Source organism: Pseudomonas sp. GM18 (assembly GCF_000282195.1).
Lineage (GTDB): Bacteria > Pseudomonadota > Gammaproteobacteria > Pseudomonadales > Pseudomonadaceae > Aquipseudomonas.
Genome location: NZ_AKJT01000044.1, coordinates 92293 through 114845 on the forward strand (window position 1 = coordinate 92293; position 22553 = coordinate 114845).

11 protein-coding genes are annotated in these 22553 nt (G+C 54.4%); 5 read left to right on the forward strand and 6 right to left on the reverse strand.

What is annotated here, in order from left to right:
* Positions 1-375: 375 nt before the first annotated feature.
* Positions 376-5436, reverse strand: coding sequence for an ATP-binding protein (locus tag PMI21_RS14475; RefSeq protein ID WP_007938302.1), 5061 nt, complete (start codon positions 5434-5436; stop codon positions 376-378).
* A gap of 324 nt (positions 5437-5760) precedes the next feature.
* Positions 5761-9651, reverse strand: a complete 3891-nt coding sequence (locus PMI21_RS14470) for a YobI family P-loop NTPase (protein WP_007938303.1) — start codon at positions 9649-9651, stop codon at positions 5761-5763.
* Between the two features lie 367 nt (positions 9652-10018).
* Here PMI21_RS14470 and PMI21_RS14465 point away from each other — a divergent pair, with 367 nt between their 5' ends.
* From PMI21_RS14465 to PMI21_RS14455, 3 genes are all read left to right on the forward strand, one after another.
* Entirely contained in the window at positions 10019-10885 is an 867-nt protein-coding gene (locus tag PMI21_RS14465; RefSeq protein WP_007938305.1) for a patatin-like phospholipase family protein, read from the forward strand.
* Positions 10886-11176: 291 nt separating this feature from the next.
* A complete protein-coding gene (wrbA, locus tag PMI21_RS14460) occupies positions 11177-11779 on the forward strand; it encodes an NAD(P)H:quinone oxidoreductase (RefSeq protein WP_007938311.1) in 603 nt (200 codons plus the stop codon).
* A gap of 439 nt (positions 11780-12218) precedes the next feature.
* Positions 12219-16739, forward strand: coding sequence for a M10 family metallopeptidase C-terminal domain-containing protein (locus PMI21_RS14455; RefSeq protein ID WP_007938312.1), 4521 nt, complete (start codon positions 12219-12221; stop codon positions 16737-16739).
* 91 nt (positions 16740-16830) lie between these two features.
* Here the strand turns inward: PMI21_RS14455 and PMI21_RS14450 are convergent, their stop codons facing one another.
* Positions 16831-17736 carry a LysR family transcriptional regulator gene (locus PMI21_RS14450; protein WP_007938314.1) on the reverse strand — a complete coding sequence of 302 codons (906 nt, stop codon included), beginning with the start codon at positions 17734-17736 and terminating at the stop codon, positions 16831-16833.
* A gap of 128 nt (positions 17737-17864) precedes the next feature.
* On the opposite strand from PMI21_RS14450, the gene PMI21_RS14445 reads away from it, so the two are divergent.
* Complete coding sequence (locus tag PMI21_RS14445) at positions 17865-18860, forward strand: zinc-dependent alcohol dehydrogenase family protein (protein WP_007938315.1); 996 nt, start codon at positions 17865-17867, stop codon at positions 18858-18860.
* Positions 18861-19021: 161 nt separating this feature from the next.
* Positions 19022-19672 carry an MliC family protein gene (locus PMI21_RS14440; protein ID WP_007938317.1) on the forward strand — a complete coding sequence of 217 codons (651 nt, stop codon included), beginning with the start codon at positions 19022-19024 and terminating at the stop codon, positions 19670-19672.
* A 141-nt stretch (positions 19673-19813) separates the two neighbouring features.
* Here PMI21_RS14440 and PMI21_RS14435 read toward each other — a convergent pair whose 3' ends face one another.
* From PMI21_RS14435 to PMI21_RS14425, 3 genes are all read right to left on the reverse strand, one after another.
* Complete coding sequence (locus PMI21_RS14435) at positions 19814-20155, reverse strand: hypothetical protein (protein WP_007938318.1); 342 nt, start codon at positions 20153-20155, stop codon at positions 19814-19816.
* 86 nt (positions 20156-20241) lie between these two features.
* Positions 20242-20886: a hypothetical protein gene (locus PMI21_RS14430; protein WP_007938319.1), complete on the reverse strand. Its 645-nt coding sequence runs from the start codon at positions 20884-20886 to the stop codon at positions 20242-20244.
* A 131-nt stretch (positions 20887-21017) separates the two neighbouring features.
* Positions 21018-22520, reverse strand: a complete 1503-nt coding sequence (locus PMI21_RS14425) for a sensor domain-containing diguanylate cyclase (RefSeq protein WP_033063997.1) — start codon at positions 22518-22520, stop codon at positions 21018-21020.
* Between the last annotated feature and the right edge of the window lie 33 nt (positions 22521-22553).

Genomic DNA, 22553 nt, shown 5'->3' on the forward strand with positions numbered 1-22553 from the left:
TATGTTAAATGATGTGTCAGAGCGGAACTTTTACAAAAGCTCCGCCTGCACAGCGCGAGTGTGACCGCTACCCCTTAACCGGAATCTGACCAGAGTTAACACAGATGAAGACCAGTAAATCGGAAAACCAGACTCCACTCAGCCTCCTGTGATACATGGTGCTGATTAATAAGCAGTTCCCAGAGCGATCTTCCAACCCCGCTGAGCTGTTTGCAGCTATGTGAAACTGGTTAATCGGAAGAATATTGGATGTTCTATCCAGATTAAGAGTTGAGCTTGCTATGCATGGAAAATTGTCCCTAAATTTTGGGATGTTTTCCTGGTCACCAGGATGACAAGCCCTGGGCCGAACAGCCCAGGGTCGTCACACCAACGTTATTTGGAGATGCGTCGCGAGCTGACCAGATTCTCTCGTAGAAAATAGGCTCGGGCAGAACCTCCTTTCACGATGCAATCCAAAATGGTAAGGCAATCTTTGTGTTGTGCCCTACTTAACTCCCCACGCTCATCCACGTTTAAAAAACGCGCAACAGCCATCTCTAGGGAATAACATGAGCTAACTTCTTCGAAGGCCAGACTTGGGTCGAGGCGTAGAGCTCCAGCCACTGTATGAATGCCCTCATGCAGAAAATGATCAGGATAGTTATACATGTGTGCAGCGAGTGACTCAAAAACACTCGAATTCATAACAAACTGTTTCGTGAAATCGATCAGGTAGCGGGCTCCATGAGTCATACGTGCACGCTCAGCCTCATTAGCCTTGCCCCTCATAGGGTAATTCAGATACAGCATCCCCCTCAGAAACTCTCTGACGCTGTCTCGCTTAGAATGCGGCAATAGGCCTGGATCAACAGTTGCAGCATACTGCATCTCAGGTTCGTACAGCCTCCAAAGGCCCCAGATAGCATCCAGAGACATTGACTTCTCTAGTTCGATTTCAGCGGAAAGCTTAACCATATACATGAAAGACGGATCATTACGGCAGCCTTGCAGCACCCAGTCACGAACAGGCTCGAAATTAGCGGATGACGAAGCCACTATATGCTCCGCCAAACACTTTTGAATTGCTTCCTGAGCCTCTGTGTCAGCCCACAAGTCCCTATCTTCCTCGCGACCGCCACAGATATAGCTCACAACCCCACTCAAGATGGCCTTAACATGATCATCGTCGCTTGCCAAAGGTTGCATGAGCAATATCAAATGCAACGCCCCAGCATGCCGAACCTCAAAAACAAACGAGGTTGTGTCGAATGAAAATTCCGCAGACACAAGTTCTGACCTGTATCCATCCATAAATGCTATAGCTTCTTCTCCCTTAACACCTCCTCTTCCAGACCTAATCATTATATAACAGCTTTGTTCTATCTCCGGAAGACGCATTATCCAAGCAGTACAAGCCAATGCAAAGTCCCTGTCAATGGCCCACACATAATGACGCACGCCCTTCGCAGCAGCTGCCCGTACGTAATCATTCGGATGAGTCAGGCAAATCGCGATTAAATGTTTAACTTCGTTCCAGTCCTCCTCCGGAACGACTTCAAACAGTTTTGGGATTATAAAAGCACAAGCCGATTCTCCAGCCAAGTCGCCCATGCCGGCGGATGCAAGGCCATTGAAATCATTAGCCCCGTAACTAATAACCTGCACTATTTGCTGGATGATCCAGTCAAGATCCTCATCAGACAGTGAGTCCAAATGATCGCGCAACCCAATTGCGGCCGTCGTTACGGCTGCACCCAGCGCCATCATTCCAAATGTTGTCTGTGCCACCTCCTTAGCAAGATCATCTAGCAGCCCAATGGCCTCTTGTAATGCTTGAGGATAGGTTTCATACAGGTCAGCCTTAGAGTCATTATTGTTGAAGGCCATATCAGACCATCTGTGCAAGCGAAAAATGCGCTGATCGAAACTTTGTTGAGCATTGTGTGCGACTCTTTTCTGCTCCAGTTTGGATGGGAGTGGTTTCGCCACTCTAAGCTCGAATTTATTCTTCTCTTGTGTTGGCACTACCGTCATATCTCTGGTATCGGTACGATGCAGCATGTACTGGATACTCTCAGACTCTTCGGGTGGCAGGTTTTTAAATGAATCGAGAATAGACAGTGCATGGGACTGAAGCTCGGGATCAAGCTGAATTTCTAATAGCAGATCCTCTAGTGAGCGGGCTCTCCAAGGACGCGTATTAGACGTCTTGCGCTCATCAATATAGGCTTCCGCGAGCGGTTCTCGACCGAAGGGAACTCGTGGATACCCCATTGGAGTGCGTTCCTTGACAACCCTGTTAATCTCAAGGCCGTAGAAATGCTCACACCTAAGGATAGGAAGGGCTTCGCTCCCCACCTTTTTTGGAAAGGCGACTGCAATTGATGCCAGGAGACCTGTAATCAATCCAGAACGGCTATTCTCAAGAAGGTAGTTGAAAACTCTTTTGAATTCGGCATCGTTGCTTTCTGATTGAGCTTGTCGGATCAGCCAGTTTTCCAGTGCCATGATTGCGCAGTGCAGCATCCCAGGTACTACAGATAACCCTCGATATGCTTTCCAAAGCTGTGGGGATACCCACTGCACGATGTCTGACCCATTGTTCAGCCTTAGAGTGACCTGGGCAAGCTTCGATTCATCGTATAGGTCTGACCACTCCGGCGCAGCGTTAGTATCAGGTGACTGTGCTTCAACCAAGGCATCCGTACACCAATTACAGAGTTCGAGAATGAAGCTGATAGCTCTTTCAGAATGAAAAGCTAACAGCGCATGGAAGGGCCCTTTCAGACCACTTGAACCAGGGGACAAGTCGACATTTTCAAGCCCGAACGAATCATTTCGTCTATAACCATAATAATGGTCGTCTTCCACCTTGAACCACTCGTGACGCGCCAGACGTATGACAGTGTCGGGCATATGCTGACACAGCACACCAGCACTTTCTCGATTGAGCGCTAGTTGGGTGAGCGATCTGACATAGGATGGCCTACTCGCGCTTTTGGCCATGAATACATCACGCTCAAGCAGTGCTTCAAGCTCTTCTCTTATCACACGAGCTAGCCTCAGGACAATTAAGATCAGTTTAGATCTCATCTCATCGCGCGAATAAGAGTCTTTGTTTACTTCGATAATCTGCAAGGCTAATAATGCAGCCTCCCTGAGAGCTGCATCTGCCCAGTCGCTTAAATGATAACTACCCCCCCAAACACTCAACGTCTCGGAGACACTCTTGAGAATTTCGACAGGCAATGATTGTCGGTGGTTATAGGCAAACTCAAAGCACGCACTCCATCCTAGCCCAAACGGGGTCAGGACTAAGGTGTTTGGCAGTTGCTTGAGCGCCTCGCTGGGGAGAAACCCTTTTAGGCCTTCCCATGGGCGCTGGCAAGTTGTTCTGAGTATAAACAGAAGTTTTTCAAATAGCGCGAAGTCGTTATTAACAATCAGTATCTGAATGGAGTTAAGAAACTCGCTAGGGGTGTCACTATGAAGTACTGCCGAAAGCGTCTCATCCTTCCAGTAATCAGGAATTGACTCACTGGAAAGTATCTGTTCCACCAATGTGACTACTGCCGCATCTTCTCGAAGGCGGCGCAGCAACCATAATCGAAAACCACGATTGATCGCAGGTTCGCTGCCGATAGCGTTTAAAAAATCAGAAGCAGAATTCGCGTGATCCTCATGCTCCTGATCTATAAACTTATCCAACGCCCAATCTTCGAATACGTCGTGGCTCGGGCTGACGTATGAGTTTTGGACGCGGAGGATTAGATCGTCGGCCTCAAGCTGCTCCACAGCACCAGCATCGAAATCCTTTGCTGGAACACCAAACACCATACGCTTGGCACGTTTCTTCGAAATCTCTACAAATGTTCTCTCCCTACGATCAGGCATACCTTCTCCACGCCTGTCGCTCCTTGCAATCACCGAGTCCCAAATTCTGCTACGAAACTCAGATTCTGTGTCGGTATCAGTAAAAGTTTGGTTGTTTGCCAATGCGCGAGCCGCCAAATCAACAAAGAATGGCACGCGCATGATTGCAGATATTGAAGGGTTGTTGATAAGCGGTGCCAGGGCAGGCAGTGTCTCGTATAACTCCGATAACTGCTCAATCGTGAAGCAACCTATCGAAACCGTTTGGAACTTTATATCGGACGGCTGTAGATAAGTGAAAGTCAACTGCTGCATGCCATAGCTTCGCCCGGTAGCGATGACCGTCCACCCACCAGACTTCTGGATAAACCTCAGCAACTGCTGAAACGCAGTGGGATCCTTCAATTCCAAGATGCGCTCAATGGATTCAATCACCAAGATTTTATTTTTGATGAGTGCGAGGTGGCCAGCAATTTGCCCAATTGTACTCTCCAGACCTATCGAGCTAAACACCTGAGCGAGGCTCGGTTTGTCTAGATCCTCAGCACGAAGGTAAAAAGGCACACAATCCTTCAATCGCTGACTCAAGAAATGTTTTACCAGTGCGGATTTGCCAGCGCCACGATCGCCAGAAACCAGAATGATTCCATCTTCTAGAAACAGCTGCTCCAGGCTGGCCATTTCAATATCACGGTTGATGTGCACATTCTGAATGCTGTCCCTGATACCTTCGTAAATATACTCCCCCTGCTCGCTCAGCTTGACGATATCCTGTGCCAGCTTCGTAGACACAGCTGGCTTGAATATTTCGCCGAGCTCACCCAGGTTTTCTCGGGTGATAGTGCCACCGTTGTGGTTAAAGCTTTGCACATGCTCGACAATTCGAGCCATTACGGCATGCGGTGGCTGATCTGTATAGCAAGAAATCAATGCATTGATGAAAGTGCTGACGACCGATGCTTTGGCATCTACATCATAAGACAGCACATAAAAAACCTTGAGAAAACTCCACAGTTCATGATCCGACAGGGCAACCCCGTCATTTGCGGAATTTAATTGATCCCTGAACATCTGCAAGCGATTTTTCTTGGCATCGCTAGTAAAACCTTTCGTTTGGCTTTTTCGAATAAACTCTGCAGCGTCGCTGGAGTACCTGGCCCACTCCAGCACTGGCAAGGTGTTGTTGACATCATTTTTCGGCAGGACGCCTACGACTAGAGCGATAGCATCCAATTTTTGATTGAAGTTCCCTCCTGAGAAATCTTTCCAGGCGCTAGTCATCACCTCAGAGAATGTAGAGTCTTCCGAACTCCCGATTTTAATCTCATGCTTAACCTGCCCATACAGCCTGCAAGTAGAGCCTGTTTTGTCAACAGCCTCCACCACAAAATCGTCCGTATTGACACCCTCGTATTTTGCTTGAAGCTTGAGAGATGTGGCCCTTGCAGCATGCGGCAATCCAGGGATCGGAGCGTCAGCAAGCAGTGCTAAAGTGAAAATTGCTTGAATTTTGTTCTCAAAAACTACACCACCACCACCAGTAGAAAACGGATTACTTTGCTCTTTTGGACTACTCACCATAGTTTCAATCCCTTATTGATCCATCGCAACTTTCGAGTTAGTAATAGTTAGCCGTTTTCAAGGATTATTTGTGCAGCTTTCTGCAGAAGACACGTGAGTCTAGTCAATCCCTTGAAGACCTGACCACACGGCCAGACGGTTGATTATGAGTCCAAACAAATCCTTCAAACGCCCATCATCAGATGTCGAGCTCACTAGGCGGTCAGTGCAAGGCATCAAACGCCTCAACAAATTCAATCGCTTTTTCCGATCTGCTTTTGTCAAAGCATGAAAACCCTTTGAGTAGACGCATAGAGTCATCGTCTTCACAGTAGAAATAGCGGATCAGTTCATGCTTTTAGGCTTGGCAGTGGCGATGATGACAGCGTCCTTCTCCGTTACGGTCTGGACGAAGCCTTTCGTTTGAAGAGCGTTGACCAGCCTCATGTTGAGATCGGTGTATGGCACCTCAATTTTTTTGACATGTGGTGAAAGCTTTGTGAAGCCGTCATCGCTCAGCAAGCCAAGTAGGGAAGCAGTTTCTTCCCAGCTACACAACGGTAGGCATTGGATCAACAACTCAGAGCGCTGAGCTGAAGTCAGCCCTTCCCCACCTGCGAACTTCTTGAATGCGGGGATAAACGCCGGCGGAAAGCTTGTCGAGTGTCGATTAGCAAGCCTGCAAGCTTCAGCGACCTCTTTGACGGCCTCGCTGTTGGTATCGAAGGCTTCAATCGGTAACGCCGCCCACATTTGGATTTTTTCATTCAGCTCAAGCGCACCGCTTTTACTAAGAGCCAACGCCATTTCGATGGGCAGTTGGGATAGATCAATTTGGTCACGTGCCTGTACCCAATGTGCCGCGAGATACGGAGCTTCCAGATCTGCACTGAACGTCCTGATGCACTCGCGGATCTCAGGGTCGTATGCCAGAAACGGCGCACTTGCGAGCATCTCCCAGCGCTCCCTTGATTGCAGTCCCTTAAAGATCCCAGGATCGTTCAAAACTACATTCGCGAAGAGCAATTCAAGCGCTTCGTTCGATAACCCTGTTGGGCCGACTAGGTACTTCTGTAGCTCTGGATGCATGGAGGTATTGAAGTCCCAGAGATCACCTCGTAGTTCCTTTACATGGCGCTGGATAAAGGTTGCGAAGACCTCCATATCCAAGGTTTCGCAACCTTTATGCTCCAAAGCAGGTACGAGTATGTCTTTGAAGAATGTCCAAACTGCAACAGCCTTCAATTTCACCCGATCAGACAGCAGCATTTTCGCCCACAGCGATGGAGTTGTGTCTTCAAGTCGGTCGAAGGTGCATGTCGTTCGATCAAACAGTTGAACCACGGCATCTGAATCGTCCGATTCTTCCAAGATGGCCAGTAGCAGTTCGTTAAAGGACGCCGCGGACTCGTCCAGGGTTCCGACTTGGGTTAGAAGCGTGTTTGTAAATTCCTCTGGAGACTCAAGCAGGAGGTCATTCAGGCCCTTAATCTCCAGCGCCTGCAGCCGACGATATGAGATGATGCTTTGGCTGTGATCAGCTTTTTTTGCTTGAATGGATTCGGCTTTTTGGCAAATCAGCGTCAGCATGCTCAGATTTACCTCAATGCATCCCCACTTGATCAGCTTCTTGAGCTCGTCCAGGACGATGCTGTCATTTAGAGCTGAGAAGCGCATCGGTAGCTCGGTCAACCAAGGCCAGCCTTTACCTCCAGCTTCGAGTCCAGGCATCAAGCGCGAGACATCTTCCAGACTCGCAATGGCTTCATAGATCTCCTTGCCCGGCATAGAGTCAATCTGACTGAGCTGGGCAACCTCCAATTCATCCATGACTGCACTGATCAGTGCTTGCCTCAATACCGCTGATTCGAATCGCTCAGCGTTCAACAGCGCGCGTAACAGCCCAGGCTCCAGAACATAAACAGCTTGAATGAACTTCGGTGATGTCGGGGCAGACACCAAAATCTCTGTCGCGTGCGCCATCCTTTCCAGATGTCCATCAAGCCCACTCCTGAGAATGGTCGCGAGTTTACTGCGCTCATGACTCATGCTGGGATCACTGTATGGGCAGCTAGAAAGGTGTTCGATCAGCGTGACAATGATGCCCCTGCCATCGCTCAGATCATCAGTATCCAGCTTTTCCATGACCTTTTTCGGGGCACTAATCACTGTCGCAACGTCCACGGAGACGCCACGTCTCAGTTCCAGTATCAGGTTCTTGTCCTCGGATGTAAGGGATCCTTCGTAGAAATAACCGAAGTAGTCCGTGTAATCGGTATCGAAGTATCCGTGGCGCATCAGGTAAATGACGACGTCCAAACCATTCAGCTTTTGAGTGATGACCTCGCCATAGCCTTTTTTCGCAGCTGTCCGGAAGGTCTGGTGGTTGATTCGACCGGCCTCGACTCGCTGCTCGGACATTTCATTGTCAATCTCAACAAGCGTACGCTGGAGCAGGTCGTACCTTTTTTGGTAAGACGTGGACGCCAGTAATTCCTTCGTGCCCACAACCACTGACGACTGGTTAATCAATCGGCCGTAGGAGTCTAAGAGAAGCATCTGCAGTCGAGTTGATTGACTAAAAACCCTTTCAAAAACATCATCTTTAACAAAGTCAATCAGAGTAAGTTTATTGCCTTGTTCCCCCTGAACATGACTCGGGCCGTCAAGGTCTGATTTTTTAAGAAGCTCAAGCCAAACGTACGCCCGCAGCTCTGCCACACTCTCAGCGATTTCCTGTACCCGCCTCTCCCGCTTTTCGCGTAACGCCTGGTAGGCATCTTCAGTTTGCCTGGACTGCTGGAACCGCCACTCATTGAAACCATGGATGGTCTCGTAAATAGCCCCACGTCGCTTTACCAATTCAGCGTATTCAGCCGGATGCAGATTGCGAATCGCGATGATTGAAAACAGTTTGTTCGGATCAAGCTTCAAACCTGAGCCGCCGCCAAGAATGCTGGAGAACATGTCGAATTCGTTGACGATATTCTTGATCAACCGCATGTCATCAATGAGGTAACAAACGGTTTCGACCAACGAGTCATTAAGCCCAACGTCCAGCGCTACCCCATTGGACTGTCGCTCACGAAGCATCTCGAACATTTTCTCGCGAGAGTTCTCGGAGTTGACCACGGGGATTATCGGAATGATCAGGTCGAAAAATTTCGTTTTCTCACCGACGGCGAACAGCTCATCCCGGAGCGCATAGAGGAAGTAAACCGGTCGTTTGATTTGCGGGGACTGCTTGATGATGAAATTGATTTCCCGCAGCCGCGTGAAAACATCATGAATGCCAAATCTATCCAGATCCTCGATCACCACGATGTCGATCTTACTGCGTTCAAAGCAGTAGACGATTTCATCAACATTTTTGTGCAACACGGAGCCGTGGTGGGTCGTTTCCAGCTTTCCACCCTTGATCGTGAAGCCGTCAATGCTGAACAGGGAAAGCAGCTTCAACGCCGAGAACATCATGTAGAAGCCACCAACCCCCAGCACCAGAACGACTGCCCACCCCGGGATCCATAGAAGCCATTCGACCAACCAAGCGGGGTCGACTTTCGGTAGCTTCTCGACTGTCGGGACGTAAAGTCTCAGTACGCCTAAGATCATCAGAACGGAGAAAATTGCACGCAACCAGATGATGGACGAAGACGCCTGGATGATTCGCTTCAATCGAGTCTTCGGCAGTTGATCTGACGGTACCGCGTACAGCAGTTGCTGAACGATGGTTTCCTCGATGCGCGTCAAAATATCCGAATCGGTTTTTTTCTCTGCACCTTTGGGATCTATAGCGCTTGAACTGGATTCAGCGGAAGCGACGGGAAAGTCAGCCGAGGTCACCTTCCCTGCCCCACCCCTGTTCAGATCGTTACCGAAGGCAGCCAGCGATACTAATGCATAGGTGAGTTCAGGGTGACGATCGACAAACGTTCGGATAACGCTGCTTTTGCCGGCGCCATACTCACCAGTAATCGCGATATTTCGAATCTGGTCGTTGCTCAGTGCGCTCAACAGCTCACTCTCGTAACGGTGTGACCGATCTACCTCCAAAAGAACAGGCGTCAGCGGCTCGAAGACATTTGTACTGCTGGGTACAGCCAGATATTCACGTGCGGCGACCACTGCTTTGTCGCCAGCTTTTCTGTAGCGCTTGTACTGTCCCATCGCATGATTCAGGAGGGAGCTGACGTACTCACACTTCGAAAAATACAACTGAGCTAAACGACGGAACATCCCTGTCTCCTATGCCGCTAAAAGGCCGTCCGGGAGAACCGCCTAAAATGGTCTTTACTCGATACCCACAGTCACTGCGGTAAGTGTTTGTACAAGAGTTATCGATGATAGCGCATCGCCATCCATGAATGTGATGAACACGTTGCCGCTTCCTTAAAGCACGTCTCCTGGAGACCAAGCATGCCTACATTCCTCGCTGGGTCTCTCCTAACCTGTCGGCTCCGACATCTACACGTATCACGGAATCTATGTCGGCCACGATCAGGTGATCCACTACTCTGGTATGGCTTCATGTAGCGAGCCCCCAAAGCAACACCACCCCACCAGCTACACTAATTCGATACATCTCCGCACCGAGACCTCGACCATGGCGACCAAAACCGCAATCGTATTCGCTGGCGGTGGCAGTTTGGGTGCGGTGCAGGTGGGTATGTTGCGGGCCTTGGTCGAGGCCAATGTTCGATTCGACATGGTGGTTGGCGCTTCGGTAGGCGCTATCAACGGTGCCTACTTTGCCGCAAGGCCCGATTCCGATGGCGTCGAGGCGCTCGCCGGATTCTGGCGCGGGCTGAGTAAAACGGACATCTTTCCCCTCTCCTGGCTCGATACCTGTAGAGGACTGCTCAAACGGCGTGGTTTTCTGTTGCAGCCGGCGGCCTTGAACCGATTGCTGGGTCAGGCACTGCCCATTCATCGTATTGAGGATGCGGCGCTGCCCCTACACATCGTCACCACCGACCTGCTCAGTGGCGCCGAGACGGTTCTGTCCAGTGGTGAACTTGAGCAGGCGTTACTGGCCAGCGCTGCCATCCCATTGGTGTTCCCCTGCGTACAGATCGCCGATCAGTTCCTGGTTGACGGCGGCGTGGCAAGCAATACACCTATTTCGACTGCCGTAGCCTTGGGAGCCACCAACGTCGTGGTAATCCCCACCGGGGTCAGTTGCGCCCTGACACAACCGCCCCGAGGCCTGGTCGCCCTGGCCCTGCACACCGTCAATCTGATGAGCATGCGTCAACTGGTGAACGACATCGAACACTTCCGCACTCTCACCAGCCTGCACATCGTCCCGCCCTTGTGCCCTGTGGATGTCTCGGTGTTCAACTTTGACCAGACCGAGTCTTTGCTGCAGCGTGCCTATGAGCAGACCCTCCGGTGGCTGGAACATGGGGGGCTCGAGCGCACCAAAGTACCGGGGGCCCTGACCATCCATTCGCATGCCCATCAGCATTGAGTGAAGTGAATTACCTATAACAGAGGCCCTCTTTGCTGCGTGCCCTTCCCCGCTACACGTTCTGCCATCTGCCATCTGCCATCAATCGAATAGCTTCTCTGACTGCCCAGCAGGCAGCATACGGAGCTGCTAGTGTTAATCCGCATGCCGTCAAAGTCCCTGCAGTCGGGTGGGTGTGAGCCGCCGTTTTGTTCGTGACCGAGTGCTACGCCTGCCGCTGCTGTTCGTTGGCAGTGGTGTAACCCAAGATCTTCCTAATCCATCGAATGGCGCTTAATCCAGGAGAAAATCATGGCGAAGGTACTGGTTCTCTATTACTCAATGTACGGTCACCTCGAAACGATGGCTGGCGCAGTGGCCGAAGGCGCACGATCCGTACCCGGCGCAGACGTGACGCTCAAGCGTGTCGCTGAAACCATCCCGGCCGAACAGGCAGCAGCCATCGGCGTCAAACTTGACCAGAAGGCACCGGTGGCGACACCTGACGAGCTGGGCAATTACGATGCCATCATCTTTGGTACACCGACACGCTTCGGCAATATGGCGGGACAGATGCGCACGTTTCTCGACCAGACCGGCGGACTGTGGATGAGCGGCGCGCTGGTCGGGAAAATCGGCAGTGTCTTTGCGTCGACCGGCACCCAGCACGGTGGCCAGGAAACCACGATTACGTCGTTCCACAGCACACTCCTGCATCAGGGGATGGTCATCGTGGGTGTGCCTTACACCTGCGCAGGGCTGACCAACATGAGCGAGATCACCGGCGGTACGCCCTATGGCGCGACCACCCTGGCAGGCGCTGACGGTAAACGGCAACCGTCACAAAATGAACTGGATATTGCGCGTTTCCAGGGTAAACACGTCGCTGAGCTTGCAATAAAGATTGCGGGTTAACGCAAGCACCCGAATGATTTTAGAGAAAGTCTTGCGCGTCGGGAGTCATTGAAGACGACGTAAGCGCTTTTGGATTCAGAGGAGCGACGTTCCAGCGAGGTCGCTCCTCATTACCCATACCACTCATACATCCAGCTCAAGCTCAGACATCGCGCATACAACAATGCTGCAGCGCCCCTGCGGGCTATCAATAGCGCCTCGCAAAATGCCGTACAGATGAAAACCCGCCCCCACAGCGCCATCGCTCGCTACCAAAGCGCGCGTCAACAAACTGTTACTTTTTTGATACACCCCTCCAACCGCTGATCAGTCAGTCCGGTTTTTTGACACATCCCCCGATATGTGGTCACAACTTTTGCTCTCCGCTGGGTCATAACCGTTGGTTGTCGATGGAATATTGGCATCTTCCGAGGTCTTGGCCTGATACGGAGATAAGCTCATGATTTTCAATGTACAAAATTTTGGCGCCAAAGGAGATGGCATCACTGACGACACAGCGGCGATACAACGTGCAATTGATGCGGCGGCCGCCGCGGGCGGGGGGCAGGTTTACATGCCGACCGGAACTTATATCGTTTCGGGAGGAGTGGAACCTTCCGACGGTTGCTTGATGCTCAAGAGCAACGTCTACCTGTACGGCGACGGCATGGGTGCAACCACCGTCAAGGTGGCTGACGGCTCCGACACCAAGATCACCGGAGTCATCCGCTCCGCCTATGGCGAGCAAACCCACGACTTCGGCGTCAGCAACCTCACTATCGACGGCAACCGTGACAACACCACGGGCAAGATCGACGGTTGGTTCAACGGCTACATTCCCGGCGAAGCAGGCTACGACTCCAACGTCACCCTCGACAGCGTCGAGATCAAGGATTGCTCCGGGTACGGTTTCGACCCCCACGAGCAGACCGTCAACATGGTCATCAAGAACTGCGTGTCTCACGGCAACGGCCTGGACGGTTTCGTTGCTGACTTCCTCAGCGACAGCACCTTCGAAAACAACGTTGCCTACGACAACGACCGGCACGGTTTCAACGTCGTTACCAGCACCCACGATTTCACGCTCACCAATAACGTTGCCTACAACAACGGCGGCAATGGCATCGTGGTGCAGCGCGGCAGCGAGGACATCCCCTCCCCCAGCAACATCACCATCACCGGCGGCGAGGTGTATGGCAACGGCGCCGAAGGGGTGCTGATCAAAATGTCCAGCGAGGTGACGATCAGCGGCGTCGACATTCACGACAACACCAGCGCCGGGGTCCGCATCTACGGCAGCGACCACGTCGAGATCATCGACAACACGCTCAACAACAACTCCCTGGGCAACCCCGTACCGGAGATCATCATCCAGTCCTACAACGACACCCTGGGCGTGTCCGGCAAGTACTTCAACGGCAGTGATAACACCATCCAGAGCAACATCATCACCGGCAGCAACCTGTCGACCTACGGCGTTGCGGAGCGCAATGAAGACGGCACCGATCGCAACGCCATTATCGGCAACACCATCAGCCACACCAGCAACGGTGCCACGCTGGTCTATGGCGACGGCAGCTACGTCAGCGACACGGTGCCGATGATCACCGTGCAAGGCACGGCTGGCAACGACACCCTGCTGGGCAGCACCGCCAGCGAGATTTTCTACGGCGGTGCCGGCAACGACACCATCAATGGCGGGGCCGGTAGCGATATTCTGGTGGGTGGTGCAGGCATCGACAAACTCACCGGCGGTACCGGCGCCGATACGTTCCGTTTCACCGTCCAGTCCGACAGCTACCGCAACGCAACCGCAAGTTTCGATGACACCATCACCGACTTCGATGTCACCCAGGACAAGATCGACCTCGCCGGCCTCGGTTTCACCAGCCTGGGCAATGGCCGAGGCGGCACCCTGCAGGTCAGCTACAGCGCCAGCAGCGACCGCACCTACATCAAGGATTACGATGCCGACACCAGCGGCAATCGCTTCGAGTTGATTCTTTCAGGCAACCTCGCCAGCACTCTGACCGCCAGCAATTTCATCTTCAATCGTGTGCTCACCGGCACCAGCGGCAGCGACTCGCTGCTGGGCAGTGATTCGGCCGACACCCTGCTCGGCCTGGCGGGTAACGACAGCCTCAGTGGCGGCGCGGGCGACGACAGGCTCGACGGCGGTGCCGGTATGGACACCCTCACCGGTGGCGCCGGAGCGGACACCTTTGTGTTTTCCAATCGCCTGGACAGTTACCGCAACTACAACACCGGCGGTGCCAACCTTGGCGACCTGATCACCGATTTCGATATCACCGCCGACAAGATCGACCTCTCGGCCATGGGTTTCACCGGCCTGGGGGATGGCAAGAACAACACCGTGTACGTGGTGCTCAACAGTACCGGCACCAAGACTTACATCAAGTCCCTGACCGCCGACGCCGATGGCAACCGCTTCGAAGTGGCACTGAACGGCAACTACCTCGACAAGCTGACCAGCGCCAACTTCGTCTTCGCCACGTCGTCACCGACCAACACCGTCACCGGCACCAACAATGCCGAAACCCTCAACGGCACGGCGGGTTCAGACCTGATCCTCGGCCTCGGTGGCAACGACACGATCAAGGCCGGCGCTGGCGCCGACACCGTCGACGGCGGTGCCGGACGCGACTCGTTGTATGGCGGCGACGGCGCCGACACCTTCCGCTATACCAACCTGCTCGACAGCTACCGCGACTACGACGCGGGCGGTATCACGGCCACCGACACGATTTATGATTTCACTGCGGGCGTCGACAAGATCGATGTTTCAGGCCTGGGCTTTCTCAGCCTCGGCGATGGCCACAATGGCACGTTGTACATCACCCTCAACGCGGCCGGCGACAAGACCTACATCAAGTCCGCCGAAACGGATGCCGATGGCAATCGTTTTGAAATCGCCCTCAGCGGCAACTACCTTAACACCCTGACCGCCAGCGACTTCGTGTTTGGTGAGCACGCCCAGCAGGGCATCCTCTACCTGCCCACCCTCGGCCAATCCAATGCACGCCTGCTGCGTATGACGGAGGACGACAATCAGTCCGGCACGTCGATGCTGGTCAGCGACCTGGACCGCTACACCCCCTATGACGTTCGCAGCCAGTTCACCGACGCCGATGGCAACGGCATCGACATCGCGGTGGGCGGCAGCACGGTCACCGGCCTGTCGACGCTCAGCGCCGAGGAGCTCAAGTTGTGCTGGTGGCTGACCGACACCAACCAACCCGGAGCTGCGCTGTTGCGCGCCGTGACGCTGCTGCGCGACCAGCGCACCGAACTGCAATCGATCAATAACGTCACCATGGGCATCATTTGGGGCCAGGGTGAGGAAGCCGCCCAGGAAATCGCCCAAGCCACGGACAAAGCAGCGGCAGCAGCGGCCTACAAGGCCGCGACCCTGAAGGTGTTTGATTACCTGCATGCCCAGTTCGGCAACTTCGACGTGTACATGATGGAAACCGGTCACTACGAGCAGGACGCGGCGCGCGCCCGTGGTTATTCGGAAGAAAAGATAGCCTCCATCGTCGAGGGGGTTGGCTATGTCCACGCAGTCCAGGAAGCCATTGCCGCCGAGCGCGCCGACGTCAAGCTGGCGGTGGACTACAGCGACCTCCCCTTGCGCTACGAGGTCGATCCGCTGTCGTATCCCGACGACGTCTGGCACCTGCACGAGGAATCGGCGGAGATCGTCGGCCAGCGCCTGGCCGACTACATTGCCGGTGACCTTGGCTTCCAGGGCAACCCCAACGACAACAACAGCGTGCAGGACATTTTCGACAACAACCGGAAGATGATTTCCGGTACCGACCAGGCGGACACCCTGGTGGGCAGCTCGGGCAACGACACGCTGGATGGCGCCCTGGGCGCCGACACCATGACCGGTGGCGATGGCAACGACATCTATGTGGTCGATAACGCGTCCGACAGCGTGATGGAAACCAACACCTCGACCTCGCAGATCGATACGGTACAGGCCTCGGTCAGCTGGACCCTGGGTGCCAATCTCGAGAACCTGGTGCTCACCGGCGTGTCGGGCATCGACGGCACCGGCAATGAGCGGAACAACTTCATCACCGGCAATGCCGCCAATAACCTGCTCAATGGTGCCGCAGGGGCCGACAGCATGAGCGGCGGCGATGGCAACGACACCTACTATGTCGACAACGTCGACGACGCCGTGATCGAGACCAACAGCAATGCGGCGTCTGGAGGGATCGACCGCGTGCACAGCAGCCTGGCGGCCTATACCCTCGGCAACAACGTCGAGCATCTGTATATCGATAGCACTGGCGCCGCCAATGGCACGGGCAACGCGCTGGACAACACGCTGTTCGCCGGAGCCGGCAACAACGTGCTGGACGGACGCGATGGCAATGACACGGTGTCTTTTGAACGCGCCCAGTCCGGCGTTACCGTCAGCCTCTCGACGTCAGTGCAACAAAACACCGTGGGTTCCGGGCTTGACACCGTGAAATTCTTCGAGAACCTCACGGGAAGCGCCTACGCCGACACTCTGTCGGGCAACAGCGCCGCAAACATTCTGAACGGTGCTGCGGGCAACGATACGTTGGTGGGCGGCTCGGGCGATGACCGGCTGATCGGCGGTGCCGGCACCGACAACCTCACCGGTGGCACTGGTGCGGATACCTACGTGTTTGGTGCGCTGTCGGACATGGGCGTCGGCGCTCTGCGCGATGTGATCAACGGGTTCAAAAGCACCGAGGGCGATCATCTGGACTTCACCGGCCTGGACGCCAACCCGCTGACCACTGCTATCGACGCCTTCACCTTCATCGGTAGCAACGCCTTCGACCCTGCCAACGCCACCGGCCAACTGCGCTTTGCCGATGGCATTCTCTACGGCAGTGTCGACGCCGACGTCACCCCCGAGTTCGAAATCGAACTGGTGGGCGTCACGGAGTTGCAAGCCAGCGATTTCACAGCCTGAGTCAAGCCCACATCCTGTGGGAGCCTGCTCCCACAGGGATTTGCAGTGCTGCAAGCTGACCCACCGCTTTCAACGTTACAACGCAGCCAACTCAACGAATGCAGACGTCGCCATCGACCGCAAAAGCATCGCGCAAATAATCAATAAACGCTCGCACTCGAGCTGACTGCCTGCGATCCGGGGGCGAGACGGCATGGATTGGCAGAGATGGCGGTGTGTACCCCTCCAGCAATGCCACTACACGCCCGGCCTGCAGATCCTCGCTAAATAACCACGATGGAGAAAGTGATATTCCTAATCCACTCAGGACCATTTGGCGTATTGATTCGCTATTGTTACTGCGTACATTGCCCTTGACCTGCACGCTGCTCCATTCGCCGCAGTGCTCGAAGCTCCAACTGTCAAAATGCTCTAGCTGATTGAAGACGAGGCAGTTGTGATCACTCAGCTCGCCAGGTGTCACAGGCACACCGTGCAGTTCAAGGTACGTGGGGGCAGCGAACACCCGACGCCTCGTCAGGCCTATTTGTCTGGCGACCAAACTACTGTCCTTTAACTGGCCAATTCGCACAGCGACATCAATACCCTCGCCAACCAGGTCGACGTTCTCGTCGCTCAATTGCAAGTCGATGGACACATCAGGGTTTTGCTGAAGAAAACCGTGCAACCGAGGCGCGATCTGTATCCGTCCGAAACTGCCCGAAGACCCAATGCGAAGTGGGCCGGCAACCCGCTCCTGGCCGGTCTGGAAACTGTGCTCGGCATTGTCCACGGCAGCAAGAATCTGTCGACAGTGCTCATAGTAGCGCTGACCTTCGTCAGTCAGACACAGCTGGCGCGTACTGCGGGCAAACAGTCGGCCGCCTAGCCTTTTTTCCAGCGCGCCTATCTGCTTGCTGATCGTAGGCTGACTGAGTCCGAGCTCTCGGGCGACTGCCGAGAAGCTGCCTCGTTCCACCACCCGCATGAAAATCGCCATCGCTTCTAAAGTATCCATATCTGCTTACTTAGCGGTCATTTGGAATTAATACTATAGGCATTTGCCCTCTTATCGGAATCCATTGGCCAGGTGAAACTCTATCCATCGCCCAACACGGGCTTGAATCATTTCACCAGGAGTTATCCATGAGCCAGAACACCATGCGCGCAGCCATCGCTTTGCAAGCTGAAGCCGCTCTACAGCTTCAAAACGTGCCGATGCCTGTAGTCGAAGCTGGACAAGTGTTGGTGAAGATCATCGCAAGTTGCGTGAACCCATTGGATACGAAGGTCAGCAGCGGTCAGGGAGGCCATGCCCGCCAACCTTTGCCGGCTATTTTGGGTATGGATCTGGCCGGTGTAATCGAAGCTATCGGCGCGGACGTCACGGCGTTCCAGATCGGAGACGAGGTTTACGGCATGGCAGGCGGGATTGGCGGCCATCAGGGTTCGCTGGCGGAATACATCGCCGTCGACCCCGATTTGCTGGCGCGTAAGCCGCGCAACCTGAGCATGCGCGAGGCAGCTGCACTGCCCCTGATTTTCATTACCGCGTGGGAGGGTTTGGTGGACCGAGCCAATGTTCAGGTTGGCCACCGGGTATTGGTGCAAGGCGGCGCAGGTGGCGTCGGACATATTGCCGTACAGATCGCCAAGGCACGAGGGGCTGAAGTATTCGCTACCGGGAGTGCAAAAGGCTTCGAAGTAATCAAGGGATTCGGTGCCACAGCCATTGATTACCGAACTCAAGTGCCTGCCGATTACGTCAAGCAATACACCGATGGGGAGGGTTTTGACATTGTGTATGACACCGTTGGCGGTGCGACACTGGACGCATCATTTGCGGTGTCGAAGGTATACACCGGCCACGTCGTCAGTTGCCTGGGTTGGGGAGAACACAAACTCGCACCACTGTCGTTCCGTGGCGCTACCTATTCCGGTGTATTCACCCTGCTGCCTTTAATTACCGGCAAGGGACGTAAGCATCACGGCGAAATCCTCGCTGAAGCCACACTTATGGCTGAATCAGGACAACTGCGGGTTCTGCTGGACGATCGGCGTTTTACACTGGAAAACGTGAATGACGCCTATGCAATCGTTGCCACAGGAGAGGCAACGGGTAAGGTAGTGGTAGACATCTAATGGCTTACCGACCGTCCGGCGCCGATACTGGACCAAGCGGTATGGCAAGTTCTGAGCACTGACTTACACTGCGATACACTAATGCGAACGAATAACTGTTCAACGCATCGATAAATCCAAAGGCAATCCGGGCATCACGTAATGATCTGGGTGAAGCCAACATGAAAACGGTCACGACCCTTTTCACCTGTCTACTCGCTGCCAGCGTATGCGCGGCGGCGAGCACTTGTGTTAATGCTGCACCAACCTTCAAGACCAGCTTCAACTGTGCCGAGGCAAAGGCGTCCGTCGAAAAGCTGATCTGTCGCGATCCGCAACTGGCGCAGATGGATATCGAACTGATGCGTCTTTATCGCCTGGCGCTCACGGATGAACATTCAGTGCCGCGTCCGGACAAAGTCTTGATCGACCAGCAGTTCTGGATCGATGCCCGCAATCAGTGTGCCTCCACGCCTGCGCCCAAGGCGTGCACGATCCGCAGTTATGCCGAGCGTGCGCACCAGCTGCGCCAAGGCTCGGCCATTGTGAGAACCAAGGATCCAGACAGGCTCACCGAAGGCCCTTTGGCTTTTCGTTGTACAGGGCTTAACCCGCTGGTTGCCGCCACCTTCTTTACCACGCAGCCTGGTGTCGTGTACCTGAAATGGGCGAACACCTCGATCGTCCTGAACCAGGAGCCGAGTGATTCGGGAACCCGATACACAGGCAAGGATAACCAGGGGAACTACAGCTTCTGGCAAGACGACGACGGAGTACTTTTCCAGAAGCCAGGCTCAGGGCCAATGAGTTGCAAGGCCGAGCCGGTCAGTTGATGTCTCTGGCGCAAGTCCGGCGCCCTCCTCCCAACCCCAAAACCTGCACGCAAAAAAAAGCCCCGAAACCAAATTAGGTACGGGGCAAAAAATTGGTTGGTTGCGGCCAACCAAAGGAGCGTTCTTCAAAGCGGTTAAGGGCTACAGGCATTCCTGCGCGGCACGTTCGAAACTCGAAGGCATGAAGTTCGACGCCAGCAAGTGGCGCTCATACAAAAAAACCTTGCCGCCGTTCGGGGCTTTGTAGGCTTCCAGAACGTTGTCCGCGGCGACTTTGCTCGGCACCACGATCCGGTAGCTGCGCTGGGTTTGCGAGACCGTCGGGTGCAGTGCGCTGCCCTGCAACTTCGGCACTACGCAATCGGCGTACTCGGCAGGCGTTTTTTTCGTCTGCAAGGTCAGCGTCGGGTCGTTCGGCGCGGAGGCACAACCGGCCAGCAGCAAGGTGGCGAAAGCCATCACAGGAACAAATAAAGGGCGCATCGGCGAAGTCCTGAAATAAAAAGTCTGTTTCGTTGAGCAACGGTTCGGCATTACGGTCGATGTCGTTGCGTTTATGGATTTTGTGTTCAGCCGGCGGTCACCAGGGCCTTGAGCGAGTTATCGAACTGCTTCAAGGCGCTTAGTTGCAGGTCGCGTTGCTGGTCGATCTGGGCGGCAATCTCGGCTGCAGCTTTACTGTGTACCCAGACCGAAGGCATGTGTTTCTCGACGGCGCCTTCGGCCTTGCCGATGTATTGCAGGTTGGCGTCGTAGAACCGCGCGGCGAAACGCGCCTCGACCTGACTGTTGTGTTGGGTCAGCAGGCGATTATGCGTATCGAGCATCACCACCACATCCGGATGGGCCTGCAACAGCGCATCGAGGTTGTCGTAGACAGTCACGGACAGGAACTGCTGCTGCAGCGAGCTCATCAGCCAGTCGATTGCCAACTCTGGGTCGGAGCTGTTGATGAACGCGTTGCGAACCCGCGCATCCAGCGCATCTCGCGCGCCGTTCACCGCCACATCGTGGTAACGCTCAAGGTATTGCAGGTTGTCCAGGGTGTTGTCGCTGTACAGCACACCGACGGTTTGCGAATGCTGCAAGCCAGTACTGGCGCCGGCGATGGGCAGAAAATGGCACGATTGGGCGTCGTCTGCGTAAGCGGTTGCAGCAGTAGCAACCCCGCCCATCAACAGGGCGACAATTGCCAGTCGGGTCAATGTCTTCATCGCGCAAATTCCTTGAGCTGCGTCTTCGATGGAGGCGATTTTCCGCCTTTACCCGACCCAGCAGAACTTGCGTTTCTTGATTGTCACTATTACTTGAACCGATAGTTGCGCCGCGTACAGCGACTTCTCGATCACGCGACGCTCAGCCGATTTCTCCCCTGCGACTTCGCCGCGTAAAGCGCGCGGTCTGCACGACCGATCAGTGCCTTTTCATCAGGGTCGCTGCCGTCGGCGACATAAGTCGCCATCCCCAGGCTGACGGTCACGATACCTGACGGGCTCGACAAGTGCGCAAGTTGCTCGGCCGCAATACCCGACAGGATCGCCTCGGCAACCGTGCGCGCTCCTGATTCGTCCGTATTGGGCATCACCACGGCGATTTCTTCTCCGCCATAGCGAGCCGTCATGTCACCCGGGCGACGTACACAGTGCTTGATCGCCTGACTGATGATCCGCAGGCATTCGTCTCCGGCGAGATGGCCGTAGTGATCGTTGTAGCGTTTGAAGAAGTCCACATCGATCAGGATCAGTGACAACGGGCTTGCGAGTCGCTTGGCGCGTTTGAATTCGACATCCAGAAACTGATCGAAATGCCGGCGGTTGGCGAGGCCGGTGAGTTTGTCCTCGCTGGCGAGAACTTCCAGTGTCTGGTTAAGCTCGATCAGTGCGGTTTGGGTGGCGAGCAATTTTTCCTCCGCCCGAATACGCCGACTGATGTGGGAAATCAGCCTGCGCCCCAGTGCGACCAGAAGCCCCAACAACAGCAACACGACAGCGACAGATTGCTTTGTCTGACTGAGCCACGCTTGCATTGCCTCGGCCTGCCCCACTGCTACCGTCGTCACGAAAGGATATTGATCGCTTCTCTTGAACGCGTAGAGGCGATGGATGCCATCGACTTTCGACGCAAAATCCACGGTGCCCGATGAGGTGTTGCGCAAGTATTCGGAGAATATGGGCGCGCGCGACAGATCACGACCGATGTCTTCCACTTGAAAGGGATACCTCACCAGCAGCAGCCCTTCGGATGAGGTCAGGCTGATCGCGCCGAATTGCCCCACGTGGATGCTTCGATAAAGTTTGAGGAAGTGTTCGAGGCTGATGGTTGCGGCGATCACCCCGGCAAAACTTCCATCGGGGTGATCGATGCGTCGGCTGACCGAAATCACCCAGGCGCAAGTGACACGGCTGAGAATCGCCGGGCCGATATAGATGCCGCGATCTGCAACGTCGCGGTGATGCTGGAAGAACGCCCGATCTGCGTTGTTGCTATTGGATGAGATCGGCATGGTGGTCGAGAATATCCAGTCCCCTTGGGCGTCATACAACACCACGCTATTCAGTTGCGGGAGTGCATCCATCTCCTGAGCAACCAACTTGCTCAGCCGTTCGAGTTGCTGCGGGCCGGTGCCGTCTTTCTCGATCCTTTCTGTCAGGCCCAGCAACAGCACTTCACTTTGCTTGAAGGCGCCTTCGGTGTAAGTGTTGAGCGCCTGAGTCAGGTTCAATGTGTCGGTATTGATGTCGCTCAAGGTGTTCTGTCGGGCTGTCCATATCTGCCAGGCCGTGAGCAACACCACGGAAACACACACCAGAAAGATCAGAAAAGTGGCAAGTCGAAGATCGCGTTTCAAGGAAGTACCGGGCTGTTGAGTACACTGGCGTCA

What these genes read in the sequence shown, in the direction of transcription:
- PMI21_RS14435 (WP_007938318.1), bottom strand. Translation starts at nt 20,155, where the DNA reads ATGCGCCCTTTATTTGTTCCTGTGATGGCTTTCGCCACCTTGCTGCTG.
- PMI21_RS14430 (WP_007938319.1), bottom strand. Translation starts at nt 20,886, where the DNA reads ATGAAGACATTGACCCGACTGGCAATTGTCGCCCTGTTGATGGGCGGG.
- PMI21_RS14455 (WP_007938312.1), top strand. Translation starts at nt 12,219, where the DNA reads ATGATTTTCAATGTACAAAATTTTGGCGCCAAAGGAGATGGCATCACT.
- PMI21_RS14470 (WP_007938303.1), bottom strand. Translation starts at nt 9,651, where the DNA reads ATGTTCCGTCGTTTAGCTCAGTTGTATTTTTCGAAGTGTGAGTACGTC.
- PMI21_RS14465 (WP_007938305.1), top strand. Translation starts at nt 10,019, where the DNA reads ATGGCGACCAAAACCGCAATCGTATTCGCTGGCGGTGGCAGTTTGGGT.
- PMI21_RS14445 (WP_007938315.1), top strand. Translation starts at nt 17,865, where the DNA reads ATGAGCCAGAACACCATGCGCGCAGCCATCGCTTTGCAAGCTGAAGCC.
- PMI21_RS14475 (WP_007938302.1), bottom strand. Translation starts at nt 5,436, where the DNA reads ATGGTGAGTAGTCCAAAAGAGCAAAGTAATCCGTTTTCTACTGGTGGT.
- PMI21_RS14450 (WP_007938314.1), bottom strand. Translation starts at nt 17,736, where the DNA reads ATGGATACTTTAGAAGCGATGGCGATTTTCATGCGGGTGGTGGAACGA.
- PMI21_RS14440 (WP_007938317.1), top strand. Translation starts at nt 19,022, where the DNA reads ATGAAAACGGTCACGACCCTTTTCACCTGTCTACTCGCTGCCAGCGTA.
- wrbA (WP_007938311.1), top strand. Translation starts at nt 11,177, where the DNA reads ATGGCGAAGGTACTGGTTCTCTATTACTCAATGTACGGTCACCTCGAA.